The following is a 20,937-nucleotide window of genomic DNA, read 5'->3' on the forward strand; positions in this document are numbered from 1 at the left end:
CACACCCGCTCTACCGGTCCGCAATCGGATGGTCGGCGGCTTGCGCGGCCCATGTGGCGAGGGTGCGCAGTCGATCGTGGCTGGGTGTGCCGGGATCGGCGGTCAGGGTGATGAGCTGCTGGTCGGGGTCGTCGGTGCAGGTGAGGAAGGACCAGTCGAGGGTGAGCGGGCCAACAACCGGATGGTTCAGCGTTTTTGTACCCGATCCCTGGGTGGCGACGCGGTGGGCGCCCCACCAGCGCCGGAAGTCGGGGTCCTGAAGTGACAGCTCGCCCACCAGTTCGGTCAGCCGCGGATCTTTCGGATCGCGGGCGGCTTCCATGCGCAGCTGCGCCAGAGTCATCTGCGCGACCCACTCCCAGTCCGGGTACAGCGCTCTGATAGCCGGTTCGCAGAAGACCAGCCGTACGAAGTTGCGCTTCTTCTCCGGGATCCGCGCGAAATCAGTGAACAGGGCGGCGGCCATGGCATTCCAGGCGAGGATGTCCGTGCGGCGGCCCAGGACGACGGCCGGCGTGGTGGAGAGGTCATCCAGGAGGCGCTGCAGCTGCGGTTGGACCTTCTGCGTGGTGCGGCGACGCGGCCGGGCGGCGTCTCGACCGGACAGTTCAAACAGGTAGGCACGCTCCCCGGTGTCGAGTCGGAGGACACGCGCGAGCGTGTCCAGCACCGGTTCGGAAGCCTGGCGGCGGCCCTGCTCCAGGCGCGTGTAGTAGTCGGGGCTGATCGACGCCAGCAGGGCCACCTCCTCGCGGCGCAGACCCTTGACCCTGCGCCTGCCGGCCGCATCAGGCAGCCCCACTTCGGCCGGGCTCAGCTCTGTGCGCCGCGCTTTCAGGAAGGCGCCCAGTTCGCTGTCGTGGGCGTTGCTGCTGCTCATAGGCACAAGTCTTACAGCCCGCCGACCCTGCGACAGGGGGCCTGCCGTGTCCCAGGACCGCGCCGGCCGGGGACAGAAGGGGCCCCTTACTCGCCCATGTACCGCGTGCGAGTGTCGGTGACGTGGCCGGCAGACGGACTGCTCCGAGGGCAAAGGCCCCGTCGGAGGTCCTGCAGGAGGAATCCGCGCCGACGCGCTCACAGCACTTCCCCACCTGCACCAGGAGACACCGACCGTGAAGAACAGCGTCGTCTTCCCCAGCAACAATCTCGCCCTCGCCGGGATTGTCTTCACCCCCGACGACCACATCGACGGCCGGCTGCCGGCTGTTGTCATCTCCCATCCGGGAGGCGGCGTGAAGGAGCAGAGCCCGAGCGTCTACGCCGAACGTCTGGCCCGCGCCGGATTCGCCACCCTCGTCTTCGACGCCGCCAACCAGGGCGAGAGCGAGGGCGAGCCGCGCGGCATGGAGAACCCCTTCCAGCGCGCCGAGGACATCAAGTCCGCCGTGAGTTACCTGACCACCCGTGATGACATCGACCCGGACCGTATCGGAGCCCTGGGTATCTGCGCGTCCGGCGGTTACGTCCCCTACGCCGCTCAGACCGACCACCGCATCAAGAGCGTGGCCACGGTCAGCGCCGTGGACATGGGCTCGGTGATTCGTGAAGGACTGGGCCGAACACAGGACCCGGCGGTCCTCAAGGCCCTGCTCGACCAGGCCGGTGCGGCGCGCACCGAGGAGGCACGCGGCGCGGCCCCGCGGCTGGTGGGATGGATTCCCGACAACGCAGAGGAACTGCTGGAGACCGGTACCCGGCAGTTCCGCGAGACGTTCGAGTTCTACTGCACTTCACGCGGCCACCACCCTCGTGCGGTCCAAGGCTGGGTGCTGCGCAGCGTCGACCTGCTCGCCCAGTACGACTCGTACGCGATGATCGAACTGATCTCGCCCCGCCCCCTGTTGATGATCGCTGGTTCCGAGGCGGAGAGCGCCTACTTCAGCCGGGAAGCGATCGAGCAGGCGGCTGAGCCCAAGGAGCTGGTCGTTATCGACGGTGCCACGCACATCGACTTGTACGACAAGGACGAATACGTCACCCCCGCCGTCGCCAAGCTCACCGAATTCTTCGGCAGGCATCTGGTCGGGTGACTACCCGGTCACTCCAGTCCCACGGGCAGCAGAGGCAGCCAATAAGGACTGTGCAGCCCTGTTGTCGCAGTCTCTGCAAAGTTCATCCAGGTCAGGAAGGCGCTTTCGCGTTTCTGCCCCATCAGCCGCAAACCAAGTGAAACGGCGAGGTTGGAGGCTTCGTCGGCACGGTTCGCAATTTCCGTGGACGGACCCGCCGGTGTTCGGTTAGCGTATGGCCTCGGACCACGCCGCGTGAGACGAACGGAAGGAGGCGAGTGCCGTGCAGTTCTCAACCATCCAGCGCTCCCTCCCCGCTACCCCGGTGTGGCACCTCTGATCCGACCGGGAGCGCTCCTGCCGTACGCATCCCGGAGGAACCCATGACCGATACGGTCATCCGCGCGCTCGCCGAGAGTGACGCCCATCTGTTCGACGCACACCCCGACCCATTGAACGCCCGTGCCGCGCACCAGCGGACCACGCACCGCCCCCACTGGAAGCGGGTGGCTCTGCGCGACGGCGCCGTCGTCGCCCGCGGCGCCTGGTGGGGCGGTCCCGATGACGAGGAACCCGTCAACCTCAACTGGTTCGACGTCGCCGAGGGCGAGATCGAGGCGGGGGCCGAACTCCTGCGCTCCGCCCCGTGGCGGGTCGAACTCGAGCTCAACCTGCCCGGCGACTGGCGCGAGCACCCGGCCCTGGCCGCGGCCGCCGAGACTCGCTTCGCCGCCGCCCGGGCCGCCAGCTACGAGCTCCTGGTGGAACGCTTCCTGTACCGCTGGACCCCGGAACGGGGGCTGCCCGAGCGGCCCGGACGCCTCGTCTTCGGCCCCGAACCCGACGACGCGGTCTTCTTCGACGCGCTGCGCCGCATTCACGCGGCCACGCTGGACGCCCACGCGCTGAAGGCCATCAAGGAGGGCGGCCTCGACCAGGCCGCGCGGGAAGAACTGGAATTCTTCCACTGGTGCCCGTCCCCGCGGGAATGGTGGCAGCTCGCCCGCACCCCGGAAGGCGAACTGGCCGGCATCCACATCCCGGCGCACAACCCCTCAGGACCGACCATCGGTTTCATCGGCGTCCTGCCGGAGCATCGTGGCCATGGTTACGCCTACGACCTCCTCGCCGAGTGCACCCACTTCCTGGTGGAACAGGGCGCGGAGGTCGTCACCGGCGCCACGGACCGGGGCAACTTCCCCATGGCCGCGAACTTCACCAAGGCCGGTTTCCCCGTGGTGCGCGAACGCATCAACTTCCACCCCGTTGCCCGGAGCGCCTCCAGTGCCCGCTGACATCACCGGCTGACACCAGCAGTGGCGGCCGTGGGCGATCACTGGCGCACCTGCCCGGCAGCCGTAGTCCTGCCGGTCGCGAGGGCGCTGCTGGTCGAACAGGTTGCCTCGGCAGGTGATTTCGGCCGGTTGGGCGCATGAAGGCAGGACCTCCGGTGCAGTACGAGGGTTGCGAGGCCAATTCGTCTGCCCCGGAGGTCCTGTTGTCGCAGTTCTACGCCGCCGTGTCGCCGGTTGTCTTCAACAGTGGGCCGTGGTGCGGCCGCGCTGCCGGCGCCGGCCTGGATGGAGGGGAGGGGCGGGCAGCCGGAGGGCTACTGCCATCGGCAGATGATTGATGCGGTCTTCTACGTCGTCACGGGGCTTTGACGGCGGGAAGAAGATCAACGGAAGGCGCCGGCACGTCATCACCGCGGCCAGCCGCAGAAGCACCCGTAGGACAAACCCTCCTCGACGCGGCCAAGGACTGCGCGGTAAGCGTCGGCCGCAGCCCGGTCTTCCCCGGTGTGCCCCGAAGCCGCCGTTCTGCATGGCGTGCTCGGGCAGAGGGAGAGGAAGACGGAGAGGGGGATGGGCTGAGGTGGTCCGCCCATGACGTATCGCCTCGGCAGTAGGTCGCTGCTCACCCCGCGCGGCGCAGCTCGCGGTCCAGGGAGTTCGAGGAGTAGGGACTGAAATGCACGGGCCACTCGCTGTCGAAGTGCGGGAAGTCTCTGGCGACGCAGCCGTTGATCTCATCGCGCCCTTGTCGCGTTCAAGCGCGGCAGGGACCCACACACGGCGCGGGCCGACGCCCGAGGTGTCGGGCAGGGCGACAACTGAGTGCCGGTCAGGGCATGCAGGCGCTCCCAGCACGGCCGGCAGGGCACGTAAGTACTCCCAGGCGGTCGGCAGGGTACGGAGGCGCTCACAGGGCGGGTAGCGGCCTGCCACCCCCAGCCGCCGCTGACCTGGAGTCGGTCCGGTCGTCGCGTCAGAGGTCTTGACAAGTCAATTGGTCTGGACCAACTATGCCCACAGTGGCGGCAGCCTCATCGCTCACTTCCGCCCTTCACCTCTTCTTGGGAGGCACTTCGTGGACCGTGTACGTCAGGGCAGACCCGGCCTGCGCCGCAGGATCGGCGCGGCCATCGCCGTCGGTGCGGCCGCCGCACTCGCTGTCACCGCACTCGCCGCGCCCGCCCAGTCGGCGGACGTCAAAGCGCCGCATGCCAAGGCAGCGGACGTCAGGGCAGCGGACGTCAACGTTGCCAAGAACGCCGGGTTCGAGGCGGACCTGAGCAACTGGACCTGCGCCGCGAACAGCGGTGCCGCCGTGACCTCCCCCGTGCACGGCGGCGCAAAGGCACTCAAGGCCACCCCGTCGGGCCAGGGCACCGCCGAGTGTTCCCAGATTGTCTCGGTCAAGCCCAACTCGACGTACAAGCTGAGCAGTTGGGTGCAGGGTAGCTATGCCTACCTCGGTGCCCGTGGCACCGGCACCACCGACGTGTCGACCTGGACGCCGGGCAACTCGTCCTGGCATCAGCTCTCCACCAGTTTCACGACCGGTGCGAACACCACATCGGTCACCGTCTACACGCACGGCTGGTACGGGCAGAGCGCGTACTACGTGGACGACGTGAGCGTCCTTGGACCCGACGGAGGCGGCGGCACCGACCCGGTGGAGATACCGGCTGTGCCCTCCGGCCTCGCGGCGGGCGCGGTGACGTCCACGTCGGTGGACCTGTCCTGGACGCCCGTGTCCAAGGCCACCGGATACACCCTCTACCGCGACGGCACCAAGGTGGCCTCGGTCGGCGGCGCCTCCACGACCGCCACCGGTCTCACGCCGGACACCGCCTACAGCTTCCAGGTGAGCGCCTCGAACGCGGCGGGTGAGTCCGCGAAGTCGACGGCGGTGTCCGCACGGACCGCCAAGGGCGGCGGCGGAGGCGGGGGGACCGTGCCCAAGCATGCGCTGACCGGCTACTGGCAGAACTTCGACAACGGCGCGACGGTGCAGAAGCTGCGGGACGTGTCGTCGCAGTACGACATCATCGCCGTCTCCTTCGCCGACGCCACCACCACACCAGGCCAGATCACCTTCAATCTGGACCCCGCCGTCGGCTACGCCTCCACCGCCGACTTCAAGGCGGACATCGCTGCGAAGCGCGCCGCGGGCAAGTCGGTGATCCTCTCGGTCGGCGGGGAGAAGGGCACCATCTCGGTCAACAGCGACGCCTCCGCGACCGCGTTCGCGAACAGCGCCTATGCGCTGATGCAGGAGTACGGGTTCGACGGCGTCGACATCGACCTGGAGAACGGCCTCAACCCCACCTACATGACCAAGGCGCTGCGCCAGCTCTCCGCGAAGGCGGGCCCGAAGATGGTCCTCACGATGGCGCCGCAGACCATCGACATGCAATCCACGTCCGGCGGGTACTTCCAGACGGCGCTGAACGTGAAGGACATCCTCACGGTCGTCAACATGCAGTACTACAACAGCGGTTCGATGCTGGGTTGTGACGGCAAGGTCTACAGCCAGGGCAGCGTGGACTTCCTGACCGCCCTCGCCTGCATCCAGTTGGAGGGCGGCCTCGATCCGTCGCAGGTCGGCCTCGGTGTCCCGGCGTCCACACGTGGGGCGGGCAGCGGATACGTGGCCCCGTCGGTCGTGAACAACGCCCTGGACTGCCTGACCAGGGGCACCGGCTGTGGGACCTTCAAGCCGTCCAAGACCTACCCGGGGCTGCGGGGCGCCATGACGTGGTCCACGAACTGGGACGCGACGGCGGGCAGCACGTGGTCGAACACCGTGGGCCCGAAGGTGCACAGCCTTCCGTAGCGAGCGAGCCCGCGAGTGAGTGAGCGAACGGATGACCTGGCGGGGCGGGCAGACCTATCACGGCCCGTCCCGCCCAGGATCCTCATACCTCCGGCCTCGGTTCGATCACGCCCAAGACGCCGGCCGCTGGCGCCTCAAGGTCGGCCCGCTACGGACCCCGCAGAACTTGTGCTCCGCCGGACCAGTGTCCTCCCGAAGCGCGGATGCAGGCGAAGGAGTCTCTGGTTGCCCCGGTGGCCGACGCGGGTCCTGCGCGAGCAGGGTGACCGGGGTGCCCCGACAGGTCAGGTGGTAGGCCACTGAGGGGCGTGCCCCGGTGGCAAATCGCCCGCTGTTACACACCTGTGGCGATTCGCCCTACAACGAACCCCGGCTCCGCGTCGTCTAGCAGGTGGGTCCGACCCGCGGACCGATGACGAACGAGGAGTGGGCAGCAATGGGGGACATACGCAGACGAGGAGCCGTGGCTCTGGGGATCACCGTGCTGGTGGCCCCGCTCACGGTGGCGCTCGGCACGGGCAGTGCTCAGGCCGCGTCGTGCTCGACGCAGACCGGGCCGTACCAGAAGCAGGTCGAGAAGTTCCTCGGCCGCCCGGTGGACGGCAAGCAGTCGGCAGCCGACTGCAAGGTCATCAAGGCCTTCCAGACCAAGCACAAGATCACTCCGAACGCCGGGTACGCGGGCAGCGTCACCTGGGGCGTCATGAACCTCATGAACAAGCAGAAAGCGGTGGGCAACAACCCCAACAAGGCGGGCAAGTGCCCGACCAACAAGGGACGCATCGCCTGTGTCGACCTGACGCTCCAGCTGAGCTGGATCCAGGACGGCAAGACCCTCAAGTACGGCCCGGTCCCGGTGCGCACCGGCCGCAACGGCCACGAGACCCGCACGGGCCTGAAGAAGGTCTACTGGCGCAACATCGACCACGTGTCGAGCATTTACCACGTGCCGATGCCGTACAGCCAGTTCTTCGACGGCGGCCAGGCGTTCCATTCGGTCGGCATCAGTGTCTGGTCCCCGCCGGGTTCCCACGGCTGCGTCAACATGACGAAGAAGGACGCCGTGCAGTACTGGAACATGCTGCGCAAGGGCGACGACGTTTTCGTCTACGGCCGCAAGTCGGGCACCTGATCCGCCGGTCTCGCGGAACCGACGGGCCGAGCGAGAGGTGCCGCCGAACGAAGCTGCGCCCTCTCGAAGCGGCTGGTCAAGCCCCGCACCGTGCAGGTGAAGTACGGCAGTGCCCTCCACCTGCACGGTGCGCACCTGGTACGCGGAGTGGCCGGCGGTGACGAGGCAGGTGATCGCGTCCCGGTGGCTTCGCGGGGAACGTCGAGACCGGCGAGGGCGCGGTCAGGCTCCCGCACGGAAAGTCGGTGCTGACAGCACTCCTGCGCCACGGGATCGCCTACCGCGTACGCGAACACGGGAAGGGCGGAGTGCTGTGGATGTGGCCACTACGCCGTGCGGTCGGAAGCGCGGGACCCGGCGGGCCCGGGAGCGCGTGCGTACCGGAAGTGGCCGCGCTCCTGGCTGACCCGTCGTGCACGCTCGACGCCCCTGCGCCCAGTGACGGTTCGTAGCATCGCCCCCTCGTGCCTTGTGCACAGTGGCACACGACCCGTGACCTCCCCCGCCTCTAGCCTCGCCGCACCGGCGCGACAACAAGACGATCGAGGGGCGGGCCCTGTGAACTGGCTGATCCATGACTACCGCGAGAGCGATCTCGCCGCAGTGGTACATCTGATGGACACCACCGCCGAGCTCGGCCAGGAATCCGTCTTCTCCGTGGCGGAGTGCATCGGTGCCCTGACATCACGCCAGCCGGGCGTCGTCGCTGTCCACCAGGGTGTACCCATCGGGACGGCCCTCGCTTGTGTGGCGGGGGAGCGGGCCTGGGTGATGCGGATCGCGATCGCCCCGGCCTGGCGGGGGCGTGGCCTGGCCAGCGCACTGCTGGTCGAGCTGGAGCGCCGCCTGGTCGCCGCGCGGGTCGGGCGGATCTCCTATGTCCTGCCCGAGGAGGAGCTCTTCGGCGATGGACTCATCAACGCGGGCTACACCCGGCGGCCTGCCGTCGCCTACTTCGAGAAGGTCGAGCCGGTGCACGGGCCGGCCGCCAGCCTTCTGGACGATCTCGGCGGTCGGCTGTTGCCCGGTGACCTGTGGGCCAAGGTCGTCGGCATGGAGCGGGAGAAGGACCTGATCGAGCGGCGGGTCGTGCTTCCTCTCGCCGAACCGGAGCGTGCGGCGCTTCACGGTGTGCGCCCACCGCGGGCGGTGGGCCTGTTCGGACCGCCGGGGACGGGCAAGACGACTTTCGCGCGTGCGATCGCCTCGCGGCTCGGCTGGCCGTTCGTGGAGATCCTGCCCTCGCGGCTGGCCGACGGTGGCAATCTGGCGGCCGCGCTGCGCTCCGCGTTCGCGGCGATCGCCGAGCTGGAACGCGTCCTGGTCTTCATCGACGAGGTCGAGGAGATCGCCCCGGTCCGCCAGGAACCGGCACAGCCCGGCGGGATGCACGGGGTGACCAACGAACTGCTCAAGCTCATCCCGGGCTTCCGGGAGGGCGACGAGCGGCTCCTGGTGTGCGCGACGAACTCGATCCGCTCCCTGGATCCGGCCTTCTTGCGTCCCGGGCGCTTCGACTACCTGATCCCCATCGGTACGCCGGACAAGGCCGCCCGGGCGGCGATCTGGGCGCGCTACACGGACGGGCGAGCGGAGGTCGACGTCGACGAGCTGGTGGCGATGAGCGACTTGTTCACGCCCGCTGACATCGAGCATGCCGCGCGGATCGCCGCCCAGAGCTCCTTCGAGCGCAGTCTGGTTTCGGTCGGCGGGCAGGCGGCTGCCGCGGAGGCATCGCCGGGCGCGATCACGGCGGACTATCTGGAGGCGATCGCCCAGTGCCGTCCCACGGTGACACCTCAGATGATCAACCAGTTCGAGTCGGACATCACCACCCACGCCCGATTCTGACTCAGCATGAGCCCCCGCGGCCCGGGACTTCGCCGGTCCAGCGCCGCCGGTCCATCACCGGCCAGTCCTGAGCCGCCGGACCTGCGCCGCCGTCCGTCACCGACACCGCGTTCGGGCATCGGGGACAGACGGCGACTGACGGCGACGGCGGCCGAGGGAAGGCTGTTCAGTCGTCTGGCCGCTCAGGGCTCAGCCGTTGCCACCGAGCCTGAAATGGAAGATGCCCCACGTGAGGTGAGCCTCGCGGCCACCGTTGATCCAGTGGCCGAGTCCCTTCTTCATCTGGGTGAGGTAGTCGTGGCTGATCTTTCTGGCCAGCCCTTCGGCCTCTTGGCGCTCGGTCTCCTCCAGGACCCGTGTGTAATGGTTCACCAGTTGTTCGCGGTGCTCTTCGAAACCGCCGTCGACGGCGGTGAACCCGAGCCGGGCGAGCTCGCGTGTGTAGAAGCCGGGCGAGCCCATGTCGTCCAGGTGGATCCGGTCGAGGATCGGCTGCAGCACGTCGGCGCAGGCGCCGTCCGCAGCCGCCATCGGGTCGGTGAAGACGAGATGGCCGCCGGGCCGCAGTACCCGCGCGATCTCTTCGAGGACCTGGACCCGGTTGCCGCTGTGCAGGAAGGCGTCCTGGGACCAGACGACGTCGACGTGGTCGTCCGGGTAGGGGATGTCCTCGAAGGACCCGTCGACGACCTCGATCCTGTCGGTGAGTCCGCGAGCCGAGTTCCGCTCCTTGTGGCGCTGGTTCTCCACCTCGCTGAGGTTGAGGGCAAGGACCCGGCAGTCGTACGTCGCTGCCAGATACCGCGCGGAGCCGCCGAACCCGGAACCGAGATCGAGCACTACCGAATCCTGGGTCAACTCCAGCTTCGACGCCATCCGCTCGACGGTCCGCCGACTGGCGGCTGCGATGGGCTCCACGGGACTCTCATAGAGGCCGATATGAATGTCCTCGCCGCCCCACACCGTGGCATAGAAGGTGTCGGCGTCGGGCGAGTTGTAGTAGCTGCGGGCGGTGCCGACCGCGCCTTCGTACGGTGCGGGGTTCTCCGTCCGGTACTCCTTCTCCGCAACGTGCACGAAGAAGTCCGGCTGCTCACCCCGATAGGTGTGCTGGAAGTCGCCGTAGGTCTCGATGTGCTGGAAGCCCACTTCGGACATGAGGCGCCGGGTGTAGTCCTTGCGCAGCGGGAACATGTTGAGGTGGTAGATCGAGCTGTCGGGGAAGCTGTACCGCATACGGCACAGGCCCTCATCGACATACTCCGGCTCTACGATGACGTCCTCGCCGCAGTAGTAGTACCGTTGCTTGCTGGTGTACCCGTCGTCCAGGATCGCATCGTAATTACGCTGGTCCAGTACGAGAATTCCGTCGTGCTTGAGCATTGCGTAGAACTCGGCCAGAGCCTTGCGCCGGTCACGTTCCGAGAAGAGATGCGTGAAGGAGTTTCCGAGACAGACGATGGCGTCGTACTCTCCGTGGACGTCTCTGTTGAGCCATCGCCAGTCCGCCTGAACAACCCGCAGGATGTGCCCTCCCCGCTGCGTACCGTTCTCGAAGGCCCTTGCCAGCATCTCGGCGCTGCCGTCCGCGCTGACGGTCTCGAATCCGGCAGCCAGCAAGGCTACGGAATGGAACCCCGTGCCCGTCGCGACATCGAGTACGCTGCGGACCCCCCATTTCCGCAGCAGGTCGATGAAGAAACTTCCCTCGCTCTCGGCTCGTTTCTCCCAATCTATGAGGGAATCCCATTTCTCGACGAAGCTGGGGACGTACTCCTCCGTGTAGTGCCCGGTTTCACGTACTTCGACAGGGTTGTCGCCGAACTCTTGGGCCGGTTGCACGATGATGGGGACCCTTCCGCCATGAGGAATCTTGCCCTGGTGCGGCACCCCAAGACGGCGCAGGACGTCAGGCCTTGAGAGCCGCATGGTCTGAGCGGATCGCTATCCAGGACTGTGCAGTCTCATGCCTGCGAGGTTCGTATACGGCAGCGTGCTGCTGCGAAAGGCGGCCTTGGCCAGCGTCTTTACCGACTCAAAAATATTTCGCGCAGCGGAGGATTTCGGGCCTCTCGCATATAGGGCAGTCACGGGCGAATCGCCGTTTTGTCGACAGTCAGCCGCAGGTGGACAGGCGGGGCTGTTCGTCGGGCGTATGAGGCGGGCCGCTCCTCTCAGCTGGGATCGACACCGCTGTACAGCCGAAATTGATCGACAGCGTCGTCCGGAGCGGCATGAATGCGCACCGAGACCGGACCGGGAAATGTGTATCCCTGTTCAGCCGCGTGTCGGCAGACCTGAGCGCCGAGCTGGCGTTGCACTTGAGCCTTGTATGTGGCCAGTCGCCGGTGAGAATCCGGCGGCAGCTCAAGGGTGTAGGTGTTGGGTGCTAGGACGCATTGATGATCGACGATGACCGTATTGTCGTCGCATGTCTGGCGAAGTTCGGCCACAACTTCGGGCTGGTCTCGCTGCCCGGGCAGCACACGCTCCCACAGCGGGTCGGTCCACTTTTCCAGGGCGTTCTCTACGGTGCTGATGATTCCCATACCGACCGGGTGCCCGACGAGACGTGATGCACGCACGCAAGCGGGCCCTGGGATCCACTCGCCACCCGCCGAGCGGCGACGCGGATGCGCGGCGACTTGGCCTTCCGTGAAGTTGAGAAAGACATCAACGAGCCCATGGCCGCCCTCCCGCCTGCCACGACATCCCGAGCGCCGCTACGGTTCAGCCGTGATCGCCTCTACACTGCCCCTGCTCTTCCTCGATGTCGACGGACCTCTCATTCCCTTCGGAGCAACACGGGAGCACCTCCCCGACGGTTACCCCATTTACCAGGGTGCGCGAAAGTCACGGCGAGCTGACACAAACCCGCTCATCACCAGAATCAATCCCGCGCTGGGACCCCGGCTGCTGACTCTTCCGTGCACCCTGGTCTGGGCCACCACCTGGATGTCCGACGCGAATGACACCGTCGCTCCCTGGCTCGGCTTGCCCGAACTGCCCGTAGTGGACTGGCCCGACCCCACCGACGACGGCGCGACCGACGGGCTCCACTGGAAGACCCGCCCCTTGCTGGACTGGGCGGCCGGACGCCCGTTCGCGTGGATCGACGACGAGATCACCGATCGCGACCGCGCCTGGATCGAGGCCCACCATCCACGACGGTCCCTCCTGTACCGCATCGACCCGCGATACGGGCTGGCAGAACAAGACATCGTCACCCTCGACCAGTGGCTCCGCGCAACCAGACCCTAACCGTCCCTCGGGCCGGACTTCAGCTCATCCCTGCAACCAGGGCAGTAGGCAGTCGGTGTGCCACCGCGGCCTCCTCGGAATCGTCCACAGCGCCGAACTCGTAAGGGCAGCCGAGGACTCCTTCTTCGTCAGCCCCGGCCGGGCGAAGCTCGCGGCCCTCGGCCGACTGGTCGACCAGAACGGACTCCGGCCGGTGATCGGCGCCGGGCTACCGCTGACCGTGCCTCGCGCGGTGCCCGAGTGGGGGCGGCCTGTTTGACGAGGCGCCATGGAGATCGGCCGCTCCGGACCGCCTGCTCGCCGGCACCGATGGAGGGCACGCTCGCCACGCAGGGCCGCACCTTGCGAGTTGTCTACCTCGTAGGCCTGTTCAGATACAGATCGGCCAGTTCAGATGCAGATCACGATCTTTCCTCGGGTGCGCCCACGCTCGGCGTGCGCGTGGGCGTCGGCGATCCGCTCCAGGGGGTAGGCCTGTTCGATACGGGGTGTGTAGCGGCCTTGCCGGCCCAGTTCCGCAGCCGCGGACAGGAGGGTGGAATCGTTCTCCGCGTTGACCACATGCGTGCCCAGGCGCTGCCCGCCCGCATGGTCGGCGACCGTCGCGACGCGCGTCGGGGCACCTGTGATCGCGACGAGGTCGTCCAGCGAGCCGGAGGCCGCGGTGTCGAGCGCGATGTCGACTCCGTGCGGGGCGAGAGCGGACAGACGCTGTGCGAGGCCGGGGCCGTAGGTGGTGGGAACGGCGCCGAGAGAGGTGAGGAAATCGTGGTTGCGTTCACTGGCTGTCCCGATCACGGTGGCACCTTGCGCTACCGCGATCTCGACTGCCGCGCTGCCCACGCCTCCGGCGGCGCCCTCGACGAGGAGGGTGCGCCCCGCGAGGGAGCCGAGCGCGTTCAGTCCACCCATCGCGGTCACGGACGCGAGACCGGCGCCCGCGGCCTGCTCGTCGTTCCACGTGGCGGGGGTGTGCGCCCAGGCCGAGAGGATGAGCAGCTCTGCGGTCGCGCCGGTGACGCCGCCCAGCCCGAAGACGCGGTCGCCGATGCCCACCCCCTGCACCCCGTCGCCGATTTCGTCGACCACGCCGGCGGCGTCGCGCCCGGGAATGGCGGGCAGCTCCAGGGGAAGCAGCTGGTGCAGGGCGCCGGTGCGCAGCTTCCAGTCGATGGGATTGACGCTGGCCGCCGCGACGCGGACACGGATCTCACCGGGTCCGGGGTGGGGGTCGGGGGCCTGCTCGATCACCAGACTCTGTGCTCCGCCGTATGTGTGGAACCGAGCTGCGCGCATGATGGTCTGCCTTACTTTGACGGGCCGGAATGACGTGTTCATCGGACGCTCGTCACTCTAGAACCTGACGTTGACGTGAGGTGCAAGTCGCAACTGCCGCCCGGAGGGGGGGGGGAGGCGCGGATGGGTGAGGTTGCCGAGCGGGCGGGGGTGAGAGTGGGGCCTGCGCCACTACGAGGGATCACGCCGCCCGTCACGGTCGACACCCATGTGCCCTCGGGTGGGCTCGGCTATCCCGGCGCGACGCGAGGGACTGCCGGGCGTACGTGAACTGAGTGAACGCCTTCGGGTCCGCCACCGGGTCGTGATCAACCTGGGCGTCGGTAACGGTTCTCTCGGCCCTCAAAACTGGCCCCGGAGCCGGTATTGCTAGCCTCAACCTGACGTCAACGTGAGGTACGAGCGGGAAGGGAGTGACCTGCGTCATGCGCATCGGACAGCTCGCCAGGCGGTCAGGAGTCAGCGTGCGGGCCCTGCGCTACTACGAGGAACAGCGGCTCCTGGAATCGGCGCGGACGCCCGGTGGGCAGCGCGACTATCCCGACGAAGCGCTGGAGCGGGTCCAGCTCATCCAGGACCTCTTCGCGGCGGGCCTCTCCAGCCGTACCGTCGTCGAACTCCTGCCGTGCGTGAGCACCGGCGTCGCGACCCCCGACATGCTCGACCAGCTCATCATCGAACGCGACCGCATCGCCGCACGCATCCACGACCTGACCCGGGCCAAGACCAAACTCGGCCGCGTGATCGAGAATGTGACCGCGGCGAACGTGGCGCAGGACTGATCAACCCGTCGCGAGAGGTGGGGCCCCGGCCTATCCGGCATCTACCGGGCACTGGCCGGCCACGGGAAGCTCCAGGCATATCCGGAGGCATTCTCGTCGGCGTTATGCGGGAAGGGTGAACGACCCCGTTCATGAAAACTTAACCGGTTCCGTTCCAGGCGTTGTGCTCCGGCCGCCCGGCCCCTAGTGTCGTGGCCGTCGCCGAGCGGAACCATCAGCACCGGCCCGCTGTCCCCTGCTTGTCGCAGGCCGGCGGGCGTGCCGACTGGCTCCTCGCGTTCCGTTCGGACGCCGCTGCCCGGGGCGAGCCCCATCGCCCGGGCAGCGGTCCACCAGGCGCCGAACCGGGCGCCCTGGTCAACCGCACCCGCGGTTCAGCGGGCGCGGTCTGCACCGCCCCTGATGACACGTCGTGCCGCGGGCCGCCGACTCGGGCTGCCCGAGATCTGGGTACACCCATCGAACCAGGAGCTGTAGATGAGACGAATACGAGCCGCCGTCGCGACGGGAACCCTCCTCGCCGCCTGCGCCGCACTCCTCGCCACCGCCCCGTCCTCCCAGGCGGCCGACGCACCGGGCTTCCACATCCAGGACGGCCGACTGCTGGACGCCAACAACAAGGACTTCGTGATGCGCGGCGTCAACCACGCGCACACCTGGTACCCGGACAAGACCGACCAGGCACTGAAGGACATCAAGGCCAAGGGGGCCAACACCGTGCGCGTGGTGCTGGCCACCGGGGACCAGTGGGCCAAGAACGACACCGCAGATGTCACCAAAGTCGTCTCCCAGTGCAAGGCGAACCGGCTGATCTGCGTCCTGGAAGCCCATGACACCACCGGCTACGGCGAAGCGGGCGCCGCCATACCGCTGTCCAAGGCCGTCGACTACTGGCTCAGCGTCAAAGGCGCCCTCGTCGGCCAGGAGAAGTACGTCCTGGTCAACATCGGCAACGAGCCGCACGGCAACACCAACTACACGGCCTGGACCAACGACACCAAGAGCGCCATCAGCCGGCTTCGGTCCGCGGGCCTGGGCCATACCCTCATGGTCGACGCCCCCAACTGGGGCCAGGACTGGTCCTTCACCATGCGCGACAACGCCGCCGACGTGCTGGCCGCGGACCCCGACCGCAACACCCTCTTCGACGTCCACATGTACGGCGTCTACGACACTCCGGCCGAGGTCAGCGACTACCTCAATCGGTTCGCCGCAGCCAAACTGCCTATCGTCGTGGGCGAGTTCGGCGACATGCACTCCGACGGAAATCCGGACGAGGACGCCATCATGGCCACCGCCCAGTCGAAGGGCATCGGTTACCTGGGCTGGTCCTGGAGCGGCAACGGCGGCGGCGTCGAGTACCTCGATCTGGTCCAGAACTTCGACGCGAGCCGGCTGACCGACTGGGGCAAAAGGCTGTTCGACGGGGCCAACGGCATCAAGGCCACGGCCAAGGAGGCCAGTGTCTTCGGCAGCGACGGCGGAGGAACCGGCCCGGGCGCCTGCGCCGTCACCTACCGTCTGAGTGACTGGGGCAGTTCGTTCAACGCTGACGTCACCCTCCGCAACACGTCCGACAAGAAGATCGACGGCTGGGAGCTCGGCTTCGCCTTCCCCGGCCAGCAGAAAATCAACTCGGTGTGGAACGCGAAGGCTGTCCAGAGCGGCGCCGGTGTCCGCATCACCCCCGAGTCCTGGACGAACTCGATCCCCGCGGGCGGCACCGTGAGCTTCGGTCTCAGCGGATCCTCCACCGGCGCGAACACCGCGCCGACGTCCTTCACTCTCGACGGCAGGACCTGCACCGCCGCCTGAGCCCTGGTTCAATGACCGGATGAACGTCCTTCAGCGGCCGACCGGTAGGGTCGGCCGCTGAAGCGCGGAACCGGTACAGCAGGAGGGCGCATGAAACGGCCGACGATCGCGGACATCGCGCGCCAGGCGGGGGTCTCCAAGGTCGCGGTCTCCTACGCGCTCAACGACCAGCCGGGCGTCTCCGCGCAGACCAGAGCGCGGGTCAAGGCCATCGCGCAGGAGGTCGGCTGGCGGCCCAGCAGTGCCGCCCGCGCGCTGAACGGCGCGCAGGCCCGAGCCGTGGGCCTGGCCGTGTGCCGGCCCGCGCGCACCCTCAGCGTCGAGCCGTTCTTCATGGAACTCATCGGAGGCATCGAGTCGGTGCTCGCTCCGCGCTCCATCGCGCTCATGCTGCAGACCGTCACCAGCCACGACGACGAGATTGAGCTCTACCGGCGCTGGTGGGGCGAGCGCCGGGTGGACGGTGCGCTCCTGGTGGACCTGCACGACGACGACACCCGCGTCCCCGCACTCGCGGCCCTGGACATGCCCGTGGTGGCTCTTGGCCCGCCGCACGCGGCCGGGACCGTCCCCGCCGTCTGGTCCGACGACGGAGCCAGCATCCGGGAAACGGTTGCCTATCTGGCGGCTCTGGGGCACCGAAGCGTGGCGCGGGTGGCGGGACTCGCCCACCTCGCGCACACCACCGTGCGCGATGCCGCTTTCGAGGCGAGCTGCCGCGAGGCGGGCCTGCCGGAGCCCGCCGTGGTACACACCGACTATTCCGGTGAGGACGGCGCACAGGCCACTCGCAGGCTGCTCATCGCCCCGGACCGTCCCACCGCGATCGTCTATGACAACGACATCATGGCCGTCGCGGGTCTGTCGGTCGCCCAGGAGCTGAACCTGGAGGTTCCCCGTGACCTGTCCCTGGTGGCGTGGGACGACTCACCCTTCAGTCAGGCCGTGCGGCCTCAACTCACCGCTCTGACAAGGGACATCCCCGAGTACGGCGCCTGTGCCGCGCGGACCTTGCTGGCCGCCATCGGCAAGGAGCCTGTCGAGCATCTCCAGTTGGCGGCCGCCCGGTTGGTGCCCCGGGCAAGCACCAGCCCACCTCGCCCCCGCTGAGGTGAGCCGGTGGCTCGAGGACCGACTCCCTGCTGCGTATCAGCTCTGCGGCGAACGAGGCGCGGCTGTCGACGCACGCGGCGTCAGTGAGGGGGCCCGGGGCGGCAGGGGTGATACCTCCCGTCCGGCCAGGACGGCGAACAACTCGCGGGTGACTTGGGCGCCGAAGCCGTGCACGTCGTGGCTCATGGCTGACAGAGTCGGGTGAGTGAGGCGACACAACTGGGAGTCGTCCCAGGCGAGCAGGGACAGATCGTCGGGTACCGCGATGCCCATTTCGGCGGCGACACCGAGCCCGGCTACGGCCATGAGGTCGTTGTCGTAGACGATCGCGGTCGGCCGCTCGGGCCGCAGGAGCAAGGAGCGGGTGGCACGGGCCCCTTCCTCACCGGCGAACCCCGTCGCCACCTGGACTCCAGGGCCCAGACCCAGTTCCTGCAAGGCGCCTTCGAAGGCCCGTTCGCGGATGGCGCTGTGCCCCAGGCCGAGCGGGCCGCCGACCCGGGCGATGCGGCGGTGGCCAAGGGCGGCGAGATAGCGCACCGCCTCATCCATCGCCGTGGCATCGTCCGTCCAGACCGATGGGATGCCGCCGGTCAGGTCGGGGTGGCCGACCGCCACGGCCGGGATGCCGAGCTGCTTGAGCGGTTCGACCCGCGGGTCGCCCTGGTGGAAGTCGACCAGGATGGATCCGCCGACCTGCCGCTCTCGCCACCATGTCTCCTGCACGGAGATCTCCTCGTCCAGGCTGCTGACCAGACGCAGCAGCAGTGAGCAGGACCGCTCGGCCAGGACGCTCTCGATGCCGGAGATGAACTCCATGTAGAACGGTTCGAGGCCCAGCAGCCGGGCAGGCCGGCACAGCGCGAGGCCGATCGTGTCGGTCCGCTGCGTCGACAGGCTCCGGGCCGAGGAGTTGGGTGCCCAGGCCAGCTCCCGGGCGGCGGCGAAGATGCGCTCCCGGGTGGCCTCGGCAAGGCCGGGCTTGTGGTTGAACGCGATCGACACCGCTCCCTTGGATACCCCGGCCGCGGCCGCGACGTCCTTGATGGTGACGCGTTGGACAGGGGCGCTCACGCCGGTTCCACACAGAAGAGGGCGGCGCGGAACGCATTGGCACCCACACCGCCGGCCCCGCGCACACGAATGCGGGTCTGCTCGCCGGGCAGCAAGGTGATCAGGCCGCGGTCGGCGGTCGCATGCGGCGCGAGGCGATCGGGCTGGAGCAGCAGATCCCGTACGAGCGTGTGCGCACTCACCACGACATCGACCGTGTCCCAGTCCTGCCCCACGGTCTCCACCGCTATGTCGAACCGCGGTGCCGGGTAGCCGAACTCCTTGTCCCGAACAGGCAAATGCAGCGCGCGCAGCCCGTCGGCGTCGGCCACCAAGTACTCCTTCGTAGCGCCCGCCGCAGGTTGCACCTCCGGCGGGACCGGCAGCCGCAGGACCTCGCGGGCGGGCACCGTGAAACCGAGCGAGACGCGCGTGGCGAGCGTGCCGTCGCTCCGCATCAGGCGCAGCGTCACGTCACAACCCCAGGGCTCAGCTGCCTGATTGGCCAGGACGAGCTCGGGGCCGTCAGATCCCGCCTTGAGGGTCAGGAGGCGGTCGGCGTAGACGCGGCGCAGCTCGTGGTGGAGCGGCTTGAGGCGGCCGTCGCCGTCGATCGCGGACCAGGAGCTGACCGGCCAGCAGTCGTTGATCTGCCACACGATGGTGCCGGCGCAGCGGGGCCAGTTGGCGCGCCAGTGCTCGATTCCGGTGGCGACGGCGCGGGCCTGGACGACTTGGGTCAGGTAGTGCCAACGGTCGAAGTCCTTCTCGGGCGAGGCGAAATGACGCTCGACGCCGCGGTTCAGTTTGCCGTTGCCGTCCTCGGCCTTCTGGTGATGCAGCATGCCCGGTGAATCGGATGCGAGGTCCTCGCCGGGCAGGGCGCGGCGCAGCGTGGCGAACGCCGCGGGTGCCTGCCAGCCGAATTCCGAGACGAAGCGGGGCACGTTCTCGCGGTACTCGGTGTAGTCCTGGCGGTTCCACACCTCCCACGAGTGGTATGTGCCGTGGTCGGGGTCGTTGGGGTGGTGGTCCCATGAGCCGGACCACGGGCTGCCCGCGCTGTAGGCCCGTGTGGGATCCAACTCCGCGACGACGCGCGGCAGGAGTCCGAGGTAGTAGCCCTCGCCCCAGGAGTTCCCGGCGAGGGGCTGCTCCCAGTCCCAGTCCCGGAATCCCCAGAGGTTCTCGTTGTTGCCGTTCCACAGCACGAGACTGGGGTGCGGCATGAGCCGTACGACGTTGTCGCGGGCCTCGGCCTCCACTTCGCCGCGCAGCGGCTGCTCCTCCGGGTAGGCGGCGCAGGCGAACAGGAAGTCCTGCCAGACCATCAGGCCGAGTTCGTCGCAGGCGTCGTAGAAGGCGTCGTCCTCGTAGATGCCGCCGCCCCAGACGCGGACCAGGTCGACGTTGGCGGCGGCGGTCTGCTCCAGGCGGGTGCGGTAGCGCTCGGGTGTGATCCGGGAGGGCAGCACGTCGTCGGGGATCCAGTTCACACCGCGTACGAAGATCCGCTCACCGTTGACGACGAACGTGAACCCGGTGCCGTGTTCGTCGGGCGCGCGGTCCAGATCGACGGTGCGGAAGCCGACCCGCCGCTTCCAGCCATCCAGGACCCTGTCACCGTCGAGGAGGGTCAATTCGACGTCGTACAGGGGTTGTTCGCCGTATCCGCGCGGCCACCACAGTCGCACGTCCGGCACGTCGAGCACGAGCGTGACAGCGTTGTCATCGGCTTCGGCGCGCACCGTGACCCCCGCCACCGTGGCGTGCACGGTGAGGGGCCGACCGGCGCCTGAGGCGGTGCGTTCGAGATCGACTCGGAGTTCCACGCGACCGCGCGTCCCGTCCACGGTCACCAGCGGGCGTACCCGCTCGATGCGCGCCGTCGACCAGCGCTCGAGCCGGACCGGGCGCCACATGCCCGCGGTGACCACCGTCGGCCCCCAGTCCCAGCCGAAGTTCGCGGCCATCTTGCGGATGTACTGGAACGGCTCGGGATAGACGTTCGGCCGCTCGCCCGTCAGCTCCTTTATGGAGGCGGCCTCGTCGTAGGCGGAGGCGAACGTGACGTTCAACTCGCCCCCGCGTCCCGTGACATCGAACCGATAGGCGCGGTGCATGTTGCGCGTGCGCCCCAACTCCTGACCGTCCAGGACGATGTGGGCGGCGGTGTCCAGCCCGTCGAAGACCAGGTCGGTGCGCTCGTGTGATGTCGTGTCGCATGCGGCGTCGTCCAGTTGACGCGTGTAGGTCCATGCCCGCCGTCCCACCCATTCCACCTCGTGCTCGTTCGCGCCGAGGAAGGGGTCGGGGATGAGGCCCGCGGCCAGCAGATCTGTGTGGATGCAGCCGGGGACGCGTGCTTCGAGCTTTCTCCCCTCGTGGCTGACGTGCCAGCCCTCGGTCAGCTGGACGATGTGCTTCATCAGCGGCTCCAATCAGACAGGCGCAGGCCCTGGTCGTGCGCAACGCCCGCCAACTTAACCCGCACTTGATT

At 68.2% G+C, this 20,937-nt stretch carries 16 protein-coding genes; 10 read left to right on the top strand and 6 right to left on the bottom strand.

Going from position 1 to position 20,937, the window contains the following annotated elements:
* Positions 1-10: 10 nt before the first annotated feature.
* Positions 11-880, bottom strand: coding sequence for a helix-turn-helix domain-containing protein (locus tag AB0I94_RS25385; protein ID WP_363311938.1), 870 nt, complete (start codon positions 878-880; stop codon positions 11-13).
* 235 nt (positions 881-1,115) lie between these two features.
* On the opposite strand from AB0I94_RS25385, the gene AB0I94_RS25390 reads away from it, so the two are divergent.
* The 5 genes from AB0I94_RS25390 to AB0I94_RS25410 all read left to right on the top strand — a co-directional run bounded on the left by AB0I94_RS25390 (position 1,116) and on the right by AB0I94_RS25410 (position 9,117).
* Positions 1,116-2,033, top strand: coding sequence for an alpha/beta hydrolase (locus AB0I94_RS25390; protein ID WP_363311939.1), 918 nt, complete (start codon positions 1,116-1,118; stop codon positions 2,031-2,033).
* Positions 2,034-2,395: 362 nt separating this feature from the next.
* Positions 2,396-3,307 carry a GNAT family N-acetyltransferase gene (locus tag AB0I94_RS25395; RefSeq protein WP_363311940.1) on the top strand — a complete coding sequence of 304 codons (912 nt, stop codon included), beginning with the start codon at positions 2,396-2,398 and terminating at the stop codon, positions 3,305-3,307.
* A 1,075-nt stretch (positions 3,308-4,382) separates the two neighbouring features.
* Entirely contained in the window at positions 4,383-6,134 is a 1,752-nt protein-coding gene (locus AB0I94_RS25400) for a glycoside hydrolase family 18 protein (RefSeq protein WP_363311942.1), read from the top strand.
* A 436-nt stretch (positions 6,135-6,570) separates the two neighbouring features.
* Positions 6,571-7,266, top strand: coding sequence for a L,D-transpeptidase (locus AB0I94_RS25405; protein ID WP_363311943.1), 696 nt, complete (start codon positions 6,571-6,573; stop codon positions 7,264-7,266).
* 558 nt (positions 7,267-7,824) lie between these two features.
* Positions 7,825-9,117, top strand: coding sequence for a bifunctional GNAT family N-acetyltransferase/ATP-binding protein (locus AB0I94_RS25410; RefSeq protein WP_363311944.1), 1,293 nt, complete (start codon positions 7,825-7,827; stop codon positions 9,115-9,117).
* A gap of 189 nt (positions 9,118-9,306) precedes the next feature.
* Here AB0I94_RS25410 and AB0I94_RS25415 read toward each other — a convergent pair whose 3' ends face one another.
* Together AB0I94_RS25415 and AB0I94_RS25420 are read right to left on the bottom strand one after the other, a co-directional pair.
* On the bottom strand, positions 9,307-10,959 hold the full coding sequence (locus AB0I94_RS25415; RefSeq protein ID WP_363311945.1) for a methyltransferase domain-containing protein: 1,653 nt from the start codon (positions 10,957-10,959) through the stop codon (positions 9,307-9,309).
* A 332-nt stretch (positions 10,960-11,291) separates the two neighbouring features.
* Positions 11,292-11,666: a DUF3662 domain-containing protein gene (locus AB0I94_RS25420; RefSeq protein WP_363311946.1), complete on the bottom strand. Its 375-nt coding sequence runs from the start codon at positions 11,664-11,666 to the stop codon at positions 11,292-11,294.
* A 190-nt stretch (positions 11,667-11,856) separates the two neighbouring features.
* On the opposite strand from AB0I94_RS25420, the gene AB0I94_RS25425 reads away from it, so the two are divergent.
* Together AB0I94_RS25425 and AB0I94_RS25430 are read left to right on the top strand one after the other, a co-directional pair.
* Positions 11,857-12,378: an HAD domain-containing protein gene (locus AB0I94_RS25425; protein WP_363311984.1), complete on the top strand. Its 522-nt coding sequence runs from the start codon at positions 11,857-11,859 to the stop codon at positions 12,376-12,378.
* Positions 12,379-12,433: 55 nt separating this feature from the next.
* Complete coding sequence (locus AB0I94_RS25430; RefSeq protein ID WP_363311988.1) at positions 12,434-12,637, top strand: hypothetical protein; 204 nt, start codon at positions 12,434-12,436, stop codon at positions 12,635-12,637.
* Positions 12,638-12,768: 131 nt separating this feature from the next.
* On the opposite strand, the gene AB0I94_RS25435 is transcribed toward AB0I94_RS25430, so the two are convergent.
* Entirely contained in the window at positions 12,769-13,674 is a 906-nt protein-coding gene (locus tag AB0I94_RS25435; protein ID WP_363311947.1) for an NADP-dependent oxidoreductase, read from the bottom strand.
* Positions 13,675-14,099: 425 nt separating this feature from the next.
* On the opposite strand from AB0I94_RS25435, the gene AB0I94_RS25440 reads away from it, so the two are divergent.
* The 3 genes from AB0I94_RS25440 to AB0I94_RS25450 all read left to right on the top strand — a co-directional run bounded on the left by AB0I94_RS25440 (position 14,100) and on the right by AB0I94_RS25450 (position 17,381).
* Positions 14,100-14,456, top strand: a complete 357-nt coding sequence (locus tag AB0I94_RS25440) for a MerR family transcriptional regulator (RefSeq protein ID WP_363311948.1) — start codon at positions 14,100-14,102, stop codon at positions 14,454-14,456.
* Positions 14,457-14,933: 477 nt separating this feature from the next.
* The gene (locus tag AB0I94_RS25445) at positions 14,934-16,271 is read left to right on the top strand and encodes a cellulase family glycosylhydrolase (protein WP_363311949.1); all 1,338 of its coding nucleotides are present in this window, start codon (positions 14,934-14,936) and stop codon (positions 16,269-16,271) included.
* A 90-nt stretch (positions 16,272-16,361) separates the two neighbouring features.
* Positions 16,362-17,381: a LacI family DNA-binding transcriptional regulator gene (locus AB0I94_RS25450; RefSeq protein WP_363311950.1), complete on the top strand. Its 1,020-nt coding sequence runs from the start codon at positions 16,362-16,364 to the stop codon at positions 17,379-17,381.
* A gap of 39 nt (positions 17,382-17,420) precedes the next feature.
* Here the strand turns inward: AB0I94_RS25450 and AB0I94_RS25455 are convergent, their stop codons facing one another.
* Positions 17,421-18,458, bottom strand: coding sequence for a LacI family DNA-binding transcriptional regulator (locus AB0I94_RS25455; RefSeq protein WP_363311951.1), 1,038 nt, complete (start codon positions 18,456-18,458; stop codon positions 17,421-17,423).
* Positions 18,455-20,866 carry a glycoside hydrolase family 2 protein gene (locus AB0I94_RS25460; protein ID WP_363311952.1) on the bottom strand — a complete coding sequence of 804 codons (2,412 nt, stop codon included), beginning with the start codon at positions 20,864-20,866 and terminating at the stop codon, positions 18,455-18,457. The genes AB0I94_RS25455 and AB0I94_RS25460 overlap by 4 nt, the downstream gene beginning before the upstream one ends.
* Positions 20,867-20,937 lie beyond the last annotated feature (71 nt).

It is taken from the genome of Streptomyces sp. NPDC050147 (genome assembly GCF_040660195.1).
Classification (GTDB): Bacteria; Actinomycetota; Actinomycetes; order Streptomycetales; family Streptomycetaceae; genus Streptomyces.